Below are 16,506 nucleotides of genomic sequence, written 5' to 3'. Positions count from 1 at the left end.
TTTCGCAAAATATGTTAATTTTCTTTAGACATCATAGTCAGAGATAGAATTCCCATCGCTATAGAGATGAATACCATTGCCAATATTCCTGCATTAAAATTCCCCATACGATCATGCAAATAACCAGTTAAGAGTGGCCCGGACGCTCCAATCAGAAAGCCTATACACTGAGTCATAGCCGCCCATGAGGCCGCCTCTTCAGGCGAAGTAGTCAGTTCAACCGGAAGCAAGTTGAGCAGTGCAAACAGCATACCTGATCCCAAACCACAAATGAACACAGCAAGCCATAAATAAGTGGAAAAGAAAATAAGTAACAGACCAGCAGCTTGCATCATGGAGGATACAATGAGCCAGTATCGTCTTGAAGGGTGCCTTTTAAGCAGCTGCTGCACAACGGTACCACACGGAATTTGGATCAATGCGAACAAGGTAACCATAAGACCTGCGTGAAGTTTGGATGCACCTGCTCCAATAAGGATTAAGGGAAGCCAGCCTAAAAGCGAATAAAATACAAGAGATAACATTCCGAATTGCACAGCTAGTATCCATGCTTTCCTCTTTTGCCAAGGTAGTTCTAACGATTTTCCGAATGAAACGGTTGAGTTCAGTTTAGAGCTGGAAGACTGTCGCTTTAGTACATGAAACCATAGCGGCAAAGCGAAAAATACAGGTATCACCCAGAACGATAATGACTTTTGCCACGAATGAAGCATCCAATGCAAAGGTGAAGTAAAGCTTGAACCAAGAGCCGCACCCAATGCTAGAGCCATGGAATAGATTGCAATCATGGAGGGTGCTCTGTCAGCCATATGCTTTTTTATAAAGCCAGATAACAAGGGCCCCATCATGGCTATACCCATACCAGATAACAATGTAGTGAAAAATAACAATGAAGCAGAATGGATAAACAGGCGTAAAAGTGTACTGCCTCCGATCAGCGCCAGGGAGAAGGTGATGACCTGCTCAATCCCTAACTTTTCACTCAATTTTACTGAGAATGGAGCTAGTATGCCCATACATAACACCGGAATAGAAACAAGTAAGCTGGATACAGCTCCGCTTAGGCCAAGTTCATGTTGAATACTTCCCAAGACAGGTGCAATAGATGAAACAATGGGTCTCAAATTGAGTGATGCCATAAACAGTGCCGTAACGAAAAGCCAACGATTCAATTCGTAGTCTTTGTCGATGAGTACCGGAGATATACTTTCCACTGCTGCGTTCATCGTCGGTGCTCTAAGTTGGTTCGTTCTACGGTTTCTCATACAATTCGCTTCTTTCTATAAGGAATGGGATTTGGCATGACTTATAATATCATGATATATTGGTCGTTATTAGATCCATTTTTCATGCATTTTGATCATACCAATTTATCGTAAAAGGAGATTTCTCATGCAATCTGGAAAGAATGAAACGAAAACCAGACAGGTATACTCGTGGATCAGAGACCGAATTATGCAAGGCAGTTACAGGGCTGGAACCTCCCTTCCCTCCACCCGGGAGCTTGCTAAAGAACTTGGGGTCTCACGCGCCCTTATTGTGGAAGTATATGAGCAGTTAACAGCTGAAGGATTTTTGGAAGGTAAACAAGGTTCGGGAACCTTTGTTAGAGATATAGGTTCAAGCAGATCGCTGCATGTACAATCTGAAGAGATGAATGACAGGCATGAGAATGTTTCCTCAGCTTGCGAGAATCATGTATCTATTGATTTTCGTCCTAGCTTTCCTGCTCTCGAGCATGTTCCTCTTCAGAAATGGAAAAGAGCTGCACTGGATGTGTATCATGATCTTCCACCTTCTATGCTTGGATACGAAGAGGATATGGCTGGCAATATTGAGCTTCGACAAGCAATTTGTGAGCATCTTCTCCATATTAAAGGTTTTCATTGTCAGCCATCGCAAATTATTATTACGGCTGGCGCAACTCAGGCTTTTTCGATACTCAGCAAGCTTTTATTAATGCCTGGTGAAACGATTGCTATGGAAGATCCGACGGCAACATTTATTCATCATCTTTTCGCTGAAACGAACTCTCGGATTATACCTGTGCCTGTCGATGCCGATGGTTTATGTGTAGAGCAGCTGCCAACCGATGTAAAGCCTAAATGCATCTTTGTAACACCTTCTCATCAGTTTCCGTTTGGGAGTATTCTGTCGATCAGCAGGCGCCTCCAATTACTTGACTACGCTCGCAGCACAGGCGCCTACATTATAGAGGATGATTATGACAGCGAGTTCCGTTATGGAGGAATGCCTGTTCATGCCTTGCGAGAGCTTGATGCAGAGCGGGTAATCTACGTAGGAACGTTTAGTAAAAACATGTTCCCTGCCCTAAGGCTCGGTTATATTGTGGCCCCGCAAGAGTTGGTGGAATCAATCGTGCAACTTAAACGTACGACCGATATGCAGTGTCCTGCCCTATCACAATTAACTTTGGCCCGATTTATGAACGAGGGCCATCTGAAACGACATATTCTGCGAATGAAACGAATTTATCATAAAAGAAGAACTCACCTGATTCATGCGTTGACGGATACGTTCGGGGAAAAGATTCAAATATCGGGCGATGCTGCGGGTTTGCACCTGATTGCAACTTGGCCAGGAAGAAACGCTAATCTTTTGACTGCAATGGAGCTTGAGAAGCATCGTATCAAAATCTACCCGGCTGAGCGGTATACCATTCGAAAAGATCAGTATAATGAGAGCCTGATTATGGGATTTGGCAATGTGAACGAGACACAGATTTCCCAGGGTGTTCAAGTTCTTTCACAATTTATATAAACTGTAAAAAAGGAAGGACATTTTGTCCTTCCTTTCTTGTACCTGCTTGAGGTCATGTTTTGACCCATTAATATATGGCTCATTCGGATAAATCATCAATAAATGGTATGCACTATAACGATCTTCTAATCCTTTTAGATGCTGACGATCATGACCCCAAGAAGAATAATAGCAATTCCAGCCCATTGACTCTTTATTAGCTTTTCTTTTAAAATCAAACCGGCCATTAGTATAGTAACGACACTATATAATGAAGTAAGTGCAGTTGTGCTCGTTGTGTAATCAACGGCTTGCCCCATATTAAACGAGAGTAGTGCTCCTGTATCCAGCAGAGCGGCTACTACCAGAACCATACCGATAGACAGGCTTATGCGCGGAAGTTGAATTCTCTTTACACGTAGAAGTACAAACGCACAGAAAAATTGTATGATTCGTGTGATGAGTACAGGAAGAATCACACCAAGATGAGGTGTAATGTATCCGATTGCCCAAAAATAAAAACCGATGCATATCGAGGCGATAATGGCTTCTGGTATGCCTGACAACGTCACTTGTTGTCCAGCCTTATTGCTTGATCTCGTTACCGTAAACACTCCAATAATCAGCAGGATGACTCCGATAATTGAATTGAAAGGCAATCGTTCACCACCTACAAAAGCGAGAATTGCAGTGACAACAGCGAATCCTGAGCCGATAGGAGATACGATTGACAAAGTCCCCTTTTCAAATGCTCGATATAACAATAAAGTACCTATAAAGTTGATGACACTGATACCAGCTATTCCAAGCCATGCCATGATTGGGATCGAGCTTTTATCAATGTGTGGTGATTGTGTAAGTACGAACACTCCCAGCAAAAGTGAGGCAATAAACTGAATCCCTAACAAGGCAGGTAACGTTTGAACCTTCCTGGTGGCCTGGGTAACCATAAAATCCGATAAACCAAAACAAAATGCTGCAATCAGGCCAAATAACATATGTTTTTCCTCCAAATTTCCCCTGTCAATAACCGAGTTATTTATTATTTATGGCATCATCGAATTCCGGATGCAGACATTATTTCCGGATCGAAGTTTTCTTTTCCAAATTCTTGTATAACAATATAAAGCTAAACATAAACACACTTGCAAAAAATGTGGCATAGGGTAGACTCCAAATTTTGTCTTCAGGAAATACAAAGGTTAGCAATGGTATAGCGAACAAAGCAGGAATTCTGACAAGAAAAAGTCGAGATATCATGATTGCTATAATCATATCTATCAATGCAGCTAACACATGCGATTCAACCTGCATGAAAATCAGAACAGCCAATGATGCTGATACCGTTAGAGAAAACCCTTGTTTTAACGCAATTTCTCCTGAGTAGACTGGTTTTTGTAGCGATTCATATACCACAACAAAAACTGGTGGAATCACTGCTATCTGCTCATAACCCAATACCCAGCAAATACTGAGCCAGCACAGTGAAATCACCAGAAATATGCCCATGTATTTGTATTAAATTATCGACCATTTTACGAGATTTTTGTTAAGCTGACATACGACAACTCCGGCCATTAAGATCAGCATGAATAAAAAGACAATGAATACAAATGACCATCCCTCTGTATGAGTGGCAAGTGGTAATAAACCGGTAGCGATGGCTGGTGCAAGATTCGAGCATATTAATCTCATAAAGAGCATGACTATCATTAGAGTAAGCATTACCTTTATTGGATAAAGAATTTTGAACTGATACATGATGATTCCAATCGCAGCTGTTGAGGTAGGTGCAATCAAAATGATGGATGGGCGTCTTATCCATTCTGGCTCTCTGTATACCCACATGGCTATGGCCATCGCTGCAGCTTCTGGTAAAATAATCTCGGAATGTTGTAACAGGACGGATAAGCCAACCATTGAAAGAATGAATGATATCGCAATTACGTAAGATGATTTATCGATTTTCTCAGTGAAGTAATTTCTTGCATACATATGCTCCCCTTTCATTTCATCTTAATGGAATTATGTTATTGGATAATCATAGCTATGATTCTTATACAAGCATGCTGTTAGATTTATGCTAGCATGAGTCATTTGGATTTTTTAAGTACCAGTATAGACAGTTTTTTGCATACCAATTTTGAAGATTTTCGCGTTGAAGGTAAAGTACTATTTATCATAATTAGATGACAAAACAAAAACCATGTCATCACTTAGGTGACATGGTTTTACTTATTTAACAAATACTCAATGTTCTACTTCTTTTATGATTTTAGTTTTTTAATGATATGTTTGATTCTTAAGGAACTTTTCAATCTGAATATTTAATTCTAAAATATTGACACGAGGTTCTCCAAAAAGACCTAATTGGCGATTTTTTTGATTCTTTTTTATTAGAGCCATTAGTTGATCCGGAGCAATACCTGTTGCTTTAAAAATTCTTGGCACCTGTAATGCAGCTGCCTCTGGTGACAAATCAGGATCTAATCCAGAACCTGAAGTGGTAATTAAATCAGGTGGAATTTTGCTGCCTATATTTCTATTCTCGCCCCTTACCTGCTTTATATTTTTTTCTACTAATTTAATATATTCCTTTGATGCAACAGCAGAATTTGTGGCAGCTGAAGCAGTCGGATCATACTTAGCAGCTGATAATCTTGGATGAAACCATTGAACTCCTTTGAAATCTTGAGCTAATAATTCTGAACCTGCTACCTTCCCATTGTAAATGACAAGGCTTCCTTCAGCTTGTTTATGAAATAAAGCTTGAGCTACCCCTGTTGTAGCCAAAGGATAAACCAACCCACAAAGTATCATGAAAACTATTGACGTACGTAATGCGATTATCATTGATTTCACTTGTGTTCTCCTCCACTTTCTTTTTAGGCGAGATGCAATGCGGATACGATAACATCAATCATTTTAATACCAATGAACGGCAAAATAATGCCGCCAAGTCCATAAATGATTAAGTTTCTAAACAGTAGCCTATTTCCGTCCATTGCTTTATACTTTGCCCCCTTCATCGCAACAGGAATAAGAAGAGGAATAATAATAGCATTAAAGATTAAAGCAGAAAGCAGTGCTGAATTTGATGATGTTAAATGCATAATGTTAAGTGATTGCAACTGCGGGATGGTCATAAGAAATAGAGCTGGAATGATGGCAAAGTATTTAGCGATATCATTAGATATGGAAAAAGTTGTTAAAGCTCCTCTCGTAATGAGTAGTTGCTTCCCAATCGCAATAACAGATAAGAGTTTTGTCGGATCTGAATCTAAATCAATCATGTTGGCTGCCTCTTTTGCTGCCATCGTTCCAGAATTCATCGCAACCCCTACATCGGCCTGTGCTAAAGCCGGTGCATCATTTGTTCCATCACCTGTCATGGCAACAAGTTTACCTTGTGCTTGTGCCCTCTTAATCGCGTCTATTTTATCTTCTGGTATAGCTTCTGCTATAAATTCATCTACACCCGCTTCTTTTGCAATTGTAGCTGCAGTTAATGGATTATCCCCTGTACACATAATAGTTTTAATTCCCATGCCCCGCAGCTCTTCAAAACGTTCTCTTAGTCCAGGTTTTACAGTATCTTTCAAATAAATAATTCCGTATATCTTATTATTAATGGCGACTGCTAAAGGTGTTCCTCCTGCCTTTGCGACCCTATTAGATATTTCCTCAAAGTCAGCAGGTATGCTTCCGCCATTTTCAATGATATATTTCTTAATTGAATCTACTGCGCCTTTTCTAATAACTGTTCCATTCTTTAGATTTAGGCCGGACATTCTTGTTTCCGCTGTAAATTTGACGATCTCTGCATGACTGTCATCTTCGTTCCAATGAACTCCTAGTTTATTAGCAAGCTCTACTATTGACCTTCCTTCTGGAGTTTCATCTTTAACAGATGCTTTTAGAGCTGCTAATGTAACATCCTCTTTGTTCACATTAGCTACAGGAACAAATTCACTCGCCATACGATTTCCGAAGGTAATTGTGCCTGTTTTATCTAATATCATTGTATCTATATCACCGGCAGCTTCTACTGCTTTACCTGACATAGCCAGCACATTAAATTCAGTGACACGGTTCATTCCTGCAATTCCAATGGCGGAAAGTAAGCCTCCAATTGTAGTAGGAATGAGACAAACGAGGAGTACTATTAATGTTGTGACATCAAGTTTGACATTTAAATAATCTGCGATCGGAACAAGCGTCATAATAACCACTAAAAAAATTAAGGTTAATACCGTTAAAAGTGTTGTAAGTGCAATTTCATTAGGTGTTTTTTGACGAGATGCTCCTTCTACTAAAGAAATCATTCGATCGAGAAATGATTCACCAGGATCTGCTTGTATTTTCACAATGACGTAATCTGAAACGACCTTTGTTCCTCCTGTTACCGAGGAGAAATCACCACCAGCTTCTTTAATGACAGGTGCAGATTCACCTGTAATGGCTGATTCATCAATAGATGCTAACCCTTCAATGATTTCACCATCAGAAGGAATGATATCCCCAGTATCTACCCGTACAATATCTCCTTTATGTAAAGAAGTAGATGGGAACTGCTGATAGCTTCCGTCTTTTTGTCTTACTTTTGCCAATGTTTCTGATTTTGTTTTCCTTAACGTATCTGCTTGTGCTTTACCGCGGCCTTCTGCAAGAGCTTCTGCAAAATTAGCAAATAATACTGTAAATAATAGAACAAGAAATACAGCAATATTGTAACCGTGTCCGATGTTACTTTTGCCAAAGATGCTAGGGTTAAAGGATAAAATCAGTGTCATGAAAGTTCCTACTTCTACTACAAACATTACGGGATTTTTAATCATTACCAATGGATTTAACTTTTTAAATGCATCAATACTTGCTTGAAAAATAACACTTTTTGAAACAGCTTTATTCTCAACTGCCACGAGGCATCCTCCTTATTTGTTTCGATGCATGACTGTTCTGTTACTGAAACATTCCTAAATGTTCTGCTATTGGCCCTAGTGCTAGTACTGGGAAAAATGTAAGAGCCCCGACAACTAGAATGATGACTAATAGAATAACGGTAAACATAGGTGTATCTGTACGAAATGTTCCAGAAGTTGCCCCGACGATTTTCTTCGTAGCTAATGAACCTGCAATTGCTAACATTGCGATAATGGAAATATATCTTCCGAATAACATAACGAACCCGATCGCTATGTTATAAAAATCAGTGTTAGAGGTAAGACCACCAAAAGCTGATCCATTATTAGCTGCACCTGATGTAAAAGCATATAATACTTCTGATATCCCGTGGAAACCTGGGTTTAATATGGATGAAACTGGTCCTGAGAGCGATAAAGCTATTGCTGTAGGAACTAGGATAAGAATTGGATGAATTAAGATAGCGATTGAAACTAATTTTATTTCTCTAGCTTCAATCTTTTTTCCTAAAAACTCCGGTGTACGCCCCACCATAAGCCCACAAATAAAAACTGTCAGTATGACGTATAGCAATCCATTTAATAGTCCTACTCCTTTACCTCCGAATATGTTATTTAACATCATCTGAGCCAATGGAACAAGGCCACCTATAGGCGTTAAAGAATCATGCATGTTGTTTACTGAACCAGTTGTTACTGCTGTTGTAACTGCGGTAAACAAAGCAGATTCTGATATACCAAAACGAACTTCTTTGCCTTCCATATTCCCATTAATACCCAAGTGGTTTAAAGCCGGCGTCCCGTTATATTCGGCAATAAACACAACAGAAAGGAACACGATAAACATCATGCTCATTGTGGCAAATATAGCAAAACCTTGCTTTTTGTTTTTAACCATAACTCCAAATGCATATACTAAAGCAGTAGGTAGCAGCATCATAGATAAAATGTGAACAAAGTTTGTTAATGGAGTTGGATTTTCAAATGGATGTGCTGCGTTCGTTCCAAAGTATCCCCCTCCATTTGTTCCAATGTGTTTAATAGACTCTAAAGCTGCTACGGGCCCTCTTGTTATCATTTGGGTAACGCCTTCTAGAGTTGTAGCATGAAGCGCACCGTGAAGTGTCTGAGGCACTCCTTGAAATACTAAGAATAAAGCGACAATAAAAGATAAAGGCAAGAACACACGGATGATAGAACGAACAAGGTCAACGTAGAAGTTGCCAAGGTTATCTTGACGTCCTATTAAACCGCGTATAAATGCAATGGCTACGGCAAATCCTGTAGCAGCTGATGTAAACATAGGGAAAGTAATAGCTATCATCTGTGATAAGTATGAAAGCGAATTTTCCCCACTATACGCTTGCCAGTTAGTATTTGTAATGAAAGAAGCAGCTGTGTTAAAAGCTAATCCAGGAGACATATTCTCTATACCGTCCGGATTTAAAGGCAAGTATTTTTGTAATCTGAAAACTCCATACATCAATATCATCATGATAAAATTAGAAAGCAGAACAGCAAAGACGTACTTTTTCCACCCCATATGCTCTTTTTCGTCAACTCCAATTAAACGATAGATCACACGTTCCACTGGTCCGAAAAATTGATTCAATCTTGTTTCTTCGTAATTAAATACTTTTTCAAGGTAGATACCAACTGGCTTAACTAAGAGCCCAATAATGAGTAAGGTGACCACTATCTGTATAAGTCCCATCGACATGTTTATTTCCTCCTACTTGCCGCTCTTATATTTGTAATATTTAAAATTTTTCGGGTTTAATCAGCACATATAACAAGTAAATGATCATAACTAATCCAATGATTGCAGGTATAATCATATGATTTTCCTCCTTATGCTCTCTCACAAAACAAAGTAAAAAACCAGAAAATAACAAAGGATACTATGAAGAAACTGATTACCATTAAGTCATTCATCGTTTTTTTCTCTCCATTCATTCATGAAGTGCACCGTCATTTTAATTTCGTCACTGGCTGCCTTTCTTATGGACTTTCTATCGTTCATCAACCTACTCTCCTACTTATTGGATGGATTTAAATTAGGCAAATTTTTAAATTTACGCTTACTTCCTAACGAACTTGAAATAAGCCTAAGAATAAAAAATAGACCAATGCTTACTTATCTCCCTGTGAAATGGTAAAGAAACAAATAGGTATCTATCGCTATGCCTTTGAAGTTAAAGACATAGAATTCCTATCCTTCTCTTAACAATTTCAACTGTGGAAGAAAAGTACTCATTGGTCTACCTAATGCCTAGCTAGCGTTAAGCTCTCCCTGCATTCTGTCTCCCTGTTCTTTTCTTAAGATACAGTTTAAAAACACCTTTAAACAAATAAAAAAGACCTACATAACATGATTCAATAAATATTTTACTGCAAAAGCAATAGAATACCCGTTGAATCAATAGGTGGTCTGTTGACCTCCTTCGCTTTAGCCGACGAAGTTAGCTGACGGGTAGGATGGCGAAAGAGTAATCTCATCCCTTCTACAACATGTAGAATTAACCCCAATTAATTGGTTCCTCCGTTCCTGAATATTCAGGACTAGGCCGATATATGTTGAATGAATGGTTTGATTATACGATGATAAATTTTACTTGTAAAGAGACATTTTAAAAAAATAATTTAGTTATGGACTTTCTTTTTCATTAATAACCAATAAACGAATCTTAGGCTTCTCTTCTATATCCTCCTCCTCAAAAAAATTTTCTTTACAATATCAGTATCATTAATTATGATAATTGATGTTTTAACAAATGAATGAACTTAAATCGCTAAATCTTGATGGTAAGAGCGGGGGAACCAGAATAAAATGGAGCTGATTCATTTTTAGGGGTGAATCTCATCATTTTGAGTAGGGCAACTCTCATGCCCGAATCCGACAGCTAACCTCGTAAGCGTTTGAAGAGAATTGTTCCTTTTTGCTTATAGGCTAGTGAATTCCTAGATTCGTTGGTCTAATAGAAATCCTCTTCTCGGTTTCTTTGTTTATTACGACAGAAAGAATTTTTCGGAGGGAACATTATGGGACAATCTAAAAAAAAGTTAGAAACTGAACTCAGCGAGGCTTTTATTAAATTTCAACGAGAATTAATTGGTCGAGGACCTCGAGAGGCAAAAACTTATATTGTAGAGGATATGATCCTATTACGCTTTAAAGGTGTTTTGACCGTTGAGGAAGAACATCTTGTTACCCATGATGTCGGTAAAAGCCTTGTGAAAAAGATGAGACAGGTCCTTAGGGAAATGTATAGTGATGATTTTAAGGCAATTGTGGAAAAGCATACAGGGTGTAATGTATTATCTAGCCATAGTGATACTAGTACAAAAACTGGTGAACGAATTGAAGTATTTGTAATGGATCAGAATATTTCGAAGTTACTCAATCATATGGAGTAACCCTTCCCTACTATGTGAGGTTGATTTTAGTATGAGCATAGTAGTGACCTAAGTTCATTCTAGCGCTTGTCGTTGCATTTAAAACTTGAGTTTCATTAAAAGACGAAAGAGTATTCTCTTTTGGTCTTTTTTTCGTTTCAAGATTATTTGAGTAATTATTTAAACAGTTAAAAAAGCTACCGAGTTTATCGACAGCTTCACTTTAATGACCCTTCTTCTTGTTTTGGTACAGCCTCTGTGTTATTTATTCAACTTCCCCTTTTTAGTATTCTCTTGATCATTTCAATTATGAAGAGAATGATTCTAAAAATGAATAATTCCTAATTCTATTGATGTTTTAATCGCTTCAGCTCTTGATGTCACATTTAGTTTTTGATAAATGTTTGTTAAATGTGCTTTTACAGTTCTCTCGGAAATCCCCATATCAAATGCAATTTCCTTACTCCGAAACCCTCTAGCTACTGCTTGCAAAACGAGCATCTCTTTTTCGGTAAGTAAATGATTTTCTGTTTTCAGTTTTTCTTGAGGTTCTTTGTGTGTGGTTGATTCAAATAGCTTTGAGGCCACATTTGATTGAAGTAAAATGTCTCGTCTGATGGCCGCTTCAATTGTATTAAATAAGTTTTCTCTGCTGGCATCCTTTAAGAGGTAGCCTTTTGCACCAAGTTGTAAACTTTGTATCATTAATTTCTCTTCATTGAAATCTGTTGGTCTTACCAACCATGAGCTGCCATATGAAAACATATCCTCTTCCTATATAAATCCCAATACCTCATTTTGTTCATGCGCTAGTTCCATTCCTTCTGCTAGATAGAGAGCGTTCATTTTATCTAGGTCATCATCTGGCCAATGGCGGATCAGTTGATGCAATCTCGCAGCAACGGTGTGACAAACCTCTGGTGATAAGTAACTATCAGAATCGGATAGTTCCAGCAATGGGATGATATCATCCTGGTAGTCTTTAAAGGGTATGTCCCCGCCAAATCCCTCCATATCATCTAAATTCATACCAATACAAGCTGCTAACTTTCTTCTAAAATCATGGAATTCACTGTATGACCAATGTGCTTCGCAATGAGTAAAATCCAATCCCATGAAGCATTCCTCCGCTTTCAAGTTGTATTCTACGGGTTATTTTGACTTAATCCCTGCCCCGCAAAGAGGTATGACGATGGTTTCTTTTGATTCCTTTTTATATTTCAAGTAGCCGGCAAAATTGACTGCAGATGTCACTTCTACATAAAATCCTTTCTCACTTAGTTTAGAGCGTGCATTCAATATTTCATCTTCTTCAATATCTATAAATGTACCATTGGTATCTTGTACAGCTTCTAGAATTTGTTTGGAGCGCGCCGGGGCAGCGATGGCTATCCCTTCTGCTAAGGTCCCTGTATTCGTAACAGGTGATGCTGATTCCTCCCCGTTTTGATAAGCTTTCACAAGAGGTGCACAGTTTTTCGCTTGTATGGCAATGATTTTCGGTATTTTATGAATCAAACCATTTTCAAATAACTCTTTAAAGCCATAATATGCTCCTAGAAGGAGAGTGCCATTTCCAACCGGAATGATTAAAGCATCTGGAGCTCCTTTTATTTGTTCATAGATTTCATATGAGTATGTTTTTGTTCCCTCAAAAAAATAAGGATTATACACATGGCTTGCATAAAAAACGTTTTCGTCGTCTACTGCTTTTTGGGCTGCAGCAGCAATGTCCTCGCGTGTACCACGAATTTCTTTAATCGTTGCTCCATGGGCTTTTATTTGAGCGACCTTTTTAGGTGAAGTTTCATCGCTTAAATAGATGTCACATGCAATCTCGCAACGAGCTGCATAAGCGGCAATCGCTGTTCCTGCATTCCCGCTGCTATCCGCAATGACTTTTGATACCCCTAATTCCTTTGCCTTTGTCATTAAAACAGCAGCTCCTCGATCTTTAAAGGAGAGTGTAGGCATCATATAATCAACTTTTACATAAGTATTTGGCTCATTCGGATCTAAAAGGATTAACGGAGTTTGACCTTCACCCATTGTTACAGATTCCCAAGTCTTAGAACCCTTTGAAAATGGCATGGTTTCTACATAACGCCATAATGAGTTTGGATAGTGATCCCAAGCCGCTATATCTATTTTAGGGGTATCTTTCACCAGGTTTAATACGCCGTTACAATCACATTTCCATAGAGTTGGTGTCATCTCATACTTTTTCCCGCAATGGTTACAAATCAATTGATTCATCGATCATCATCCCCTTTAAATAATTTTTTATATGAAATATAATTTTTTATATATCATAGGCAAAAAAATATTCTAGATATAAGAAATAGCATCAATTTCAATTTTGAAACCAAAATGTAATTCATTCGTTGGTACAACAGTACGTGCTGGTTGATGTTCACCGAAAAATTCAGTGTAAACCGCATCTACTTTGTCCCATAGTTCAATATCAGAAATGTATAATGTCATACGCAAAATCTTTTCTTTTTTACTTCCAGCCGCTTCTACAATCATCTCCACATTTTTTAGCGCTTGTAATGTCTCTTCTTCAATGGCGCCAAATTCTTTTTCTCTCGTTTCTGGATTGATGGCAAATTGTCCTGAAACATAGACCGTGTTTTGATGAATGGTTGCGAATGCATAGTGGCCGTTGGATGTTAGATTCCCTACCTCAAGGATGCTTTTCATTTCGTTCCTCCTTCATTCGATTTATGTTTGATCTCATCCAAATAGCTATAGACGGTGACTTTAGAAATACCTAACATAGATGCGACCTTCTCAACAGATCCTTTCATTAAAAAAATTCCCTTTTCATCCATGAACCTTATTAATTCAATTTTTTCATGGCGTTTCATGACTGGGTGAACACTGTTTTGAATGATCTGTTGAATCAATTGATCTACGATTTCTTCCACATTTTCAAGATCATCATTTGTTGTTGTTTCATTCTCTTGAACTTCAACTTTTGTAGAAAGAAAAGTATCCATAAATTGCTGCATTTGATTCAATGCTTCAACATCAAAATTGATACAGAATGCACCAATCACCTTTTGCTCGGAATCACGAATTAATGAAGTCGAAGAACGAATGGTACGGTTGTCTTCGGTTTTAAATGTATACCCAGCGAGATAATCTTCTTTAAAATCTTCTGATTGTAAAACAGTCTTTACCAAATGATCAAATGATTGACCGATTTTTCTTCCCGTCACATGATGATTGACTGTAAACATGACAGATGCTTGAGGATTCGTTAAATCATGAATCACGACTTCACAATTTGGTCCAAACATTTTTGCAGTAGATTTTGCTAAAGGAATATAGCTCTGTAATAAATTCTTTATATGTTCCATGCCTAAGCACCTCATTTGTTTATTCCACTAGATTATATAATTTTTTATATACAAAAACAATATATAGATTTTTTTATACATCTTGAAAAAGTGGAGAAAATATAAAAAAGCAGCCATTGACTGCTTTTTTTGCTCCTTTCTAATTGATTTTTTGCTGGATCCCAGACAAAATGACGTCAATTCCCCATCGGAACCGTTCCATTAATACGGTATCACCTGCAAATATTTCTTCTTTCAGACTATGGATGAAAGGAAACCGCGTTTTGTCTGCATCATGAAATGTTTTTTTTGTATCTGAAATCTGCGAAGAGCCGTGTTTCTTCCAAGAGACCTTTTCGTATGCTACGGAAGATACGTATAACAGTAAAAGGTCTACTCCCCATGCAGCGGATGTAGATTTGATTCCGCCTTTATGCAGTGCAGCGAGAAGATGTTCGGTCAACTGTAAAAAGTTCGTTCCTTGCGGGATGGTGGAAAGAGAAATTTCAGCAAGACCAGGCTTTTCGTATAGCAGCAGGAAATAAGTATGCAATATGTCAAATAACTGTTCTTTCCATGTGCCACCCGCTGAATTTGGATAAACCATTTGGCCGAGACCATAATCTAATACGTAAGCACTTAGTTCTTGAAAATTGTTCACGTAGACATACAAGGATGCAGGTCCTGTATCTAATGCTTTAGCCACCTTACGCATACTCATGCCCTCTAACCCTTGCTCCTTAAGAAGGTCAAAGGCAGTTTTCACAATGAGTTCACGGCTTAAGGGCTCTTTAGACGGCTGAGACCGACGACTGATAATACGACGATTTGAATTGTTCATACTCTCTTTATAACATGTCAAAGTCAAATAGTAAATTGAGCATCAATCACCGTTTTCTTGAAAAGAATTCATCATATCTGCAAGCTTGACCGCAGCATTTTTTGAAAAACACAGTTTTAAACTTTTTTCTGATTCATGAGCTTTCTCCGATGAATATTCGTACATCATGTCTTCGTATTCTTCTATAGCCTTTTCGATATGATGAGGATTTCGGACAATCGCAAGTGCGAGTTCCATTGCATCAAACATCGCCATGTTTACGCCCTCCCCTGCGAATGGTGACATGACATGAGCTGCATCACCGATAAGCGTTACTCCTTTATGGCGGTTCCATTTAAAACCGACAGGAAGCGTATAAATCCGTCTTGGAATGATGGCATCTTCTGCATAACGAATATAATTTTTCAGCTGATCGTCCCAATCACTAAATAACTCTAATAATTGTTCTTTTGCTTCTTTCGCTTGATGAAAAGGAATACCACAAGCCTCAATCCAGTTACGTTCTACCATAAGGCTTGCATACACTTTTATTCGTCCATCCCCGTTTAACTGACCAATCAGTCCTTTATGGTCTGCTAAAGCAAACATCTTCCCGCGTTTATTAAATGCAGCTAAATCAGGGTGATTCACCTCTACGTTGAGGATATTCAGTTCCAGCATCGTGAGTCCGGCGTATTCAATATCAATATCTGTTAACAGAGGACGCACACGAGAAAAAGCACCATCTGCTCCAATTAAAAGATCAACTGTCTCGACAACTCCGTTTTCAAAATGAAGCTCCGTCATGCCGTTTTCTAGTGAAACGCAACTTTCTAGTTTATAACCATATTTGATGTTCTCAGCATCAATTTGATCTAACAGCAGTTCGCACAAAACACCACGATCAATTTCTGGGCGGGTCCCTTTTTGATCTTGTTCCGTTTCTTCATCTAAATAAATTTTTCCTGACTTATCAAGTAAGCGGAAATCTTCTCCTTCATAGCGTGCGTTCCTTTGAAATTCCTCATAAATTCCCGCTTCTTTTAAAGCTTTTTGGCCTGTTTCTTCGTGAATATCCAGTGAGCCCCCTCTTTCAAGACTTTTGTCATGCATCTCTCGTTCATAGATGGTCGTTTGTATACCGTAATTTTTCAGTATTAAGGCGAGCGTTAGCCCCCCAGGTCCTCCTCCAATGATAGCGATTTGCTTTTGATCCTTAGATAATGCCGTCATCGTATGCATCTCCTCTTCTTTATGAAAATCG

The 16,506-nt window shown here is 38.5% G+C and carries 14 protein-coding genes, 2 pseudogenes and 2 riboswitches; of the genes and pseudogenes, 2 read left to right on the top strand and 14 right to left on the bottom strand.

Annotation, left to right across the window (positions count from 1 at the left end):
* Positions 1 to 14: 14 nt before the first annotated feature.
* Positions 15 to 1,226: an MFS transporter gene (locus tag QSJ46_RS09330; protein WP_212039898.1), complete on the bottom strand. Its 1,212-nt coding sequence runs from the start codon at positions 1,224 to 1,226 to the stop codon at positions 15 to 17.
* A gap of 166 nt (positions 1,227 to 1,392) precedes the next feature.
* Between QSJ46_RS09330 and pdxR the strand changes: the two genes are divergently transcribed.
* The gene (gene pdxR, locus QSJ46_RS09325) at positions 1,393 to 2,781 is read left to right on the top strand and encodes a MocR-like pyridoxine biosynthesis transcription factor PdxR (RefSeq protein ID WP_212039899.1); all 1,389 of its coding nucleotides are present in this window, start codon (positions 1,393 to 1,395) and stop codon (positions 2,779 to 2,781) included.
* A gap of 134 nt (positions 2,782 to 2,915) precedes the next feature.
* Here the strand turns inward: pdxR and QSJ46_RS09320 are convergent, their stop codons facing one another.
* The 6 genes and pseudogenes from QSJ46_RS09320 to kdpF form a co-directional block, all read right to left on the bottom strand.
* Entirely contained in the window at positions 2,916 to 3,758 is an 843-nt protein-coding gene (locus tag QSJ46_RS09320; protein WP_107163755.1) for a DMT family transporter, read from the bottom strand.
* Between the two features lie 79 nt (positions 3,759 to 3,837).
* Positions 3,838 to 4,755, bottom strand: a pseudogene (locus QSJ46_RS09315) (hypothetical protein).
* Between the two features lie 288 nt (positions 4,756 to 5,043).
* The gene (gene kdpC / locus QSJ46_RS09310; RefSeq protein WP_249117691.1) at positions 5,044 to 5,613 is read right to left on the bottom strand and encodes a potassium-transporting ATPase subunit KdpC; all 570 of its coding nucleotides are present in this window, start codon (positions 5,611 to 5,613) and stop codon (positions 5,044 to 5,046) included.
* A gap of 32 nt (positions 5,614 to 5,645) precedes the next feature.
* On the bottom strand, positions 5,646 to 7,682 hold the full coding sequence (gene kdpB / locus QSJ46_RS09305; RefSeq protein ID WP_285604633.1) for a potassium-transporting ATPase subunit KdpB: 2,037 nt from the start codon (positions 7,680 to 7,682) through the stop codon (positions 5,646 to 5,648).
* Between the two features lie 40 nt (positions 7,683 to 7,722).
* Entirely contained in the window at positions 7,723 to 9,396 is a 1,674-nt protein-coding gene (gene kdpA, locus QSJ46_RS09300) for a potassium-transporting ATPase subunit KdpA (protein ID WP_285604788.1), read from the bottom strand.
* Positions 9,397 to 9,442: 46 nt separating this feature from the next.
* Positions 9,443 to 9,520 (bottom strand): K(+)-transporting ATPase subunit F, encoded by a 78-nt coding sequence (gene kdpF, locus QSJ46_RS19590; protein WP_075612384.1) that lies wholly within the window; start codon positions 9,518 to 9,520, stop codon positions 9,443 to 9,445.
* Positions 9,521 to 10,118: 598 nt separating this feature from the next.
* A riboswitch (cyclic di-AMP (ydaO/yuaA leader) is annotated at positions 10,119 to 10,261 on the bottom strand.
* 201 nt (positions 10,262 to 10,462) lie between these two features.
* A riboswitch (cyclic di-AMP (ydaO/yuaA leader) is annotated at positions 10,463 to 10,616 on the top strand.
* A gap of 108 nt (positions 10,617 to 10,724) precedes the next feature.
* Here kdpF and QSJ46_RS09295 point away from each other — a divergent pair.
* A complete protein-coding gene (locus QSJ46_RS09295; protein ID WP_047203137.1) occupies positions 10,725 to 11,099 on the top strand; it encodes a Na-translocating system protein MpsC family protein in 375 nt (124 codons plus the stop codon).
* A 303-nt stretch (positions 11,100 to 11,402) separates the two neighbouring features.
* Here the strand turns inward: QSJ46_RS09295 and QSJ46_RS09290 are convergent.
* From QSJ46_RS09290 to QSJ46_RS09260, 7 genes and pseudogenes are all read right to left on the bottom strand, one after another.
* Positions 11,403 to 11,807, bottom strand: a pseudogene (locus tag QSJ46_RS09290) (response regulator transcription factor); the annotation flags it as partial.
* Between the two features lie 45 nt (positions 11,808 to 11,852).
* Positions 11,853 to 12,194, bottom strand: coding sequence for a hypothetical protein (locus QSJ46_RS09285; RefSeq protein WP_285604631.1), 342 nt, complete (start codon positions 12,192 to 12,194; stop codon positions 11,853 to 11,855).
* Positions 12,195 to 12,230: 36 nt separating this feature from the next.
* Positions 12,231 to 13,334: a threonine synthase gene (locus QSJ46_RS09280; protein WP_285604630.1), complete on the bottom strand. Its 1,104-nt coding sequence runs from the start codon at positions 13,332 to 13,334 to the stop codon at positions 12,231 to 12,233.
* Between the two features lie 72 nt (positions 13,335 to 13,406).
* Positions 13,407 to 13,781 carry a RidA family protein gene (locus QSJ46_RS09275; protein WP_047203141.1) on the bottom strand — a complete coding sequence of 125 codons (375 nt, stop codon included), beginning with the start codon at positions 13,779 to 13,781 and terminating at the stop codon, positions 13,407 to 13,409.
* Entirely contained in the window at positions 13,778 to 14,443 is a 666-nt protein-coding gene (locus QSJ46_RS09270; RefSeq protein ID WP_064498518.1) for a helix-turn-helix transcriptional regulator, read from the bottom strand. The genes QSJ46_RS09275 and QSJ46_RS09270 overlap by 4 nt, the downstream gene beginning before the upstream one ends.
* 139 nt (positions 14,444 to 14,582) lie before the next feature.
* Entirely contained in the window at positions 14,583 to 15,263 is a 681-nt protein-coding gene (locus QSJ46_RS09265; protein ID WP_285604629.1) for a TetR/AcrR family transcriptional regulator, read from the bottom strand.
* A 42-nt stretch (positions 15,264 to 15,305) separates the two neighbouring features.
* Entirely contained in the window at positions 15,306 to 16,475 is a 1,170-nt protein-coding gene (locus QSJ46_RS09260; protein ID WP_285604628.1) for an FAD-dependent oxidoreductase, read from the bottom strand.
* Between the last annotated feature and the right edge of the window lie 31 nt (positions 16,476 to 16,506).

Origin of the sequence: Bacillus sp. YKCMOAS1, from assembly GCF_030268125.1 — a bacterium.
Classification (GTDB): domain Bacteria; phylum Bacillota; class Bacilli; order Bacillales; family Bacillaceae; genus Bacillus; species Bacillus safensis.
The sequence above is the reverse complement of the archived record's forward strand: the minus strand, read 5'-3'. Positions and strand labels throughout refer to the sequence as shown.

Coding starts and splice junctions, on each gene's coding strand:
- QSJ46_RS09330 (WP_212039898.1), bottom strand. CDS start 1,226: ATGAACGCAGCAGTGGAAAGTATATCTCCGGTACTCATCGACAAAGAC.
- QSJ46_RS09280 (WP_285604630.1), bottom strand. CDS start 13,334: ATGAATCAATTGATTTGTAACCATTGCGGGAAAAAGTATGAGATGACA.
- pdxR (WP_212039899.1), top strand. CDS start 1,393: ATGCAATCTGGAAAGAATGAAACGAAAACCAGACAGGTATACTCGTGG.
- QSJ46_RS09270 (WP_064498518.1), bottom strand. CDS start 14,443: ATGGAACATATAAAGAATTTATTACAGAGCTATATTCCTTTAGCAAAA.
- QSJ46_RS09265 (WP_285604629.1), bottom strand. CDS start 15,263: ATGAACAATTCAAATCGTCGTATTATCAGTCGTCGGTCTCAGCCGTCT.
- kdpA (WP_285604788.1), bottom strand. CDS start 9,396: ATGGGACTTATACAGATAGTGGTCACCTTACTCATTATTGGGCTCTTA.
- QSJ46_RS09320 (WP_107163755.1), bottom strand. CDS start 3,758: ATGTTATTTGGCCTGATTGCAGCATTTTGTTTTGGTTTATCGGATTTT.
- kdpC (WP_249117691.1), bottom strand. CDS start 5,613: ATGATAATCGCATTACGTACGTCAATAGTTTTCATGATACTTTGTGGG.
- kdpF (WP_075612384.1), bottom strand. CDS start 9,520: ATGATTATACCTGCAATCATTGGATTAGTTATGATCATTTACTTGTTA.
- QSJ46_RS09295 (WP_047203137.1), top strand. CDS start 10,725: ATGGGACAATCTAAAAAAAAGTTAGAAACTGAACTCAGCGAGGCTTTT.
- QSJ46_RS09260 (WP_285604628.1), bottom strand. CDS start 16,475: ATGACGGCATTATCTAAGGATCAAAAGCAAATCGCTATCATTGGAGGA.
- QSJ46_RS09275 (WP_047203141.1), bottom strand. CDS start 13,781: ATGAAAAGCATCCTTGAGGTAGGGAATCTAACATCCAACGGCCACTAT.
- QSJ46_RS09285 (WP_285604631.1), bottom strand. CDS start 12,194: ATGGGATTGGATTTTACTCATTGCGAAGCACATTGGTCATACAGTGAA.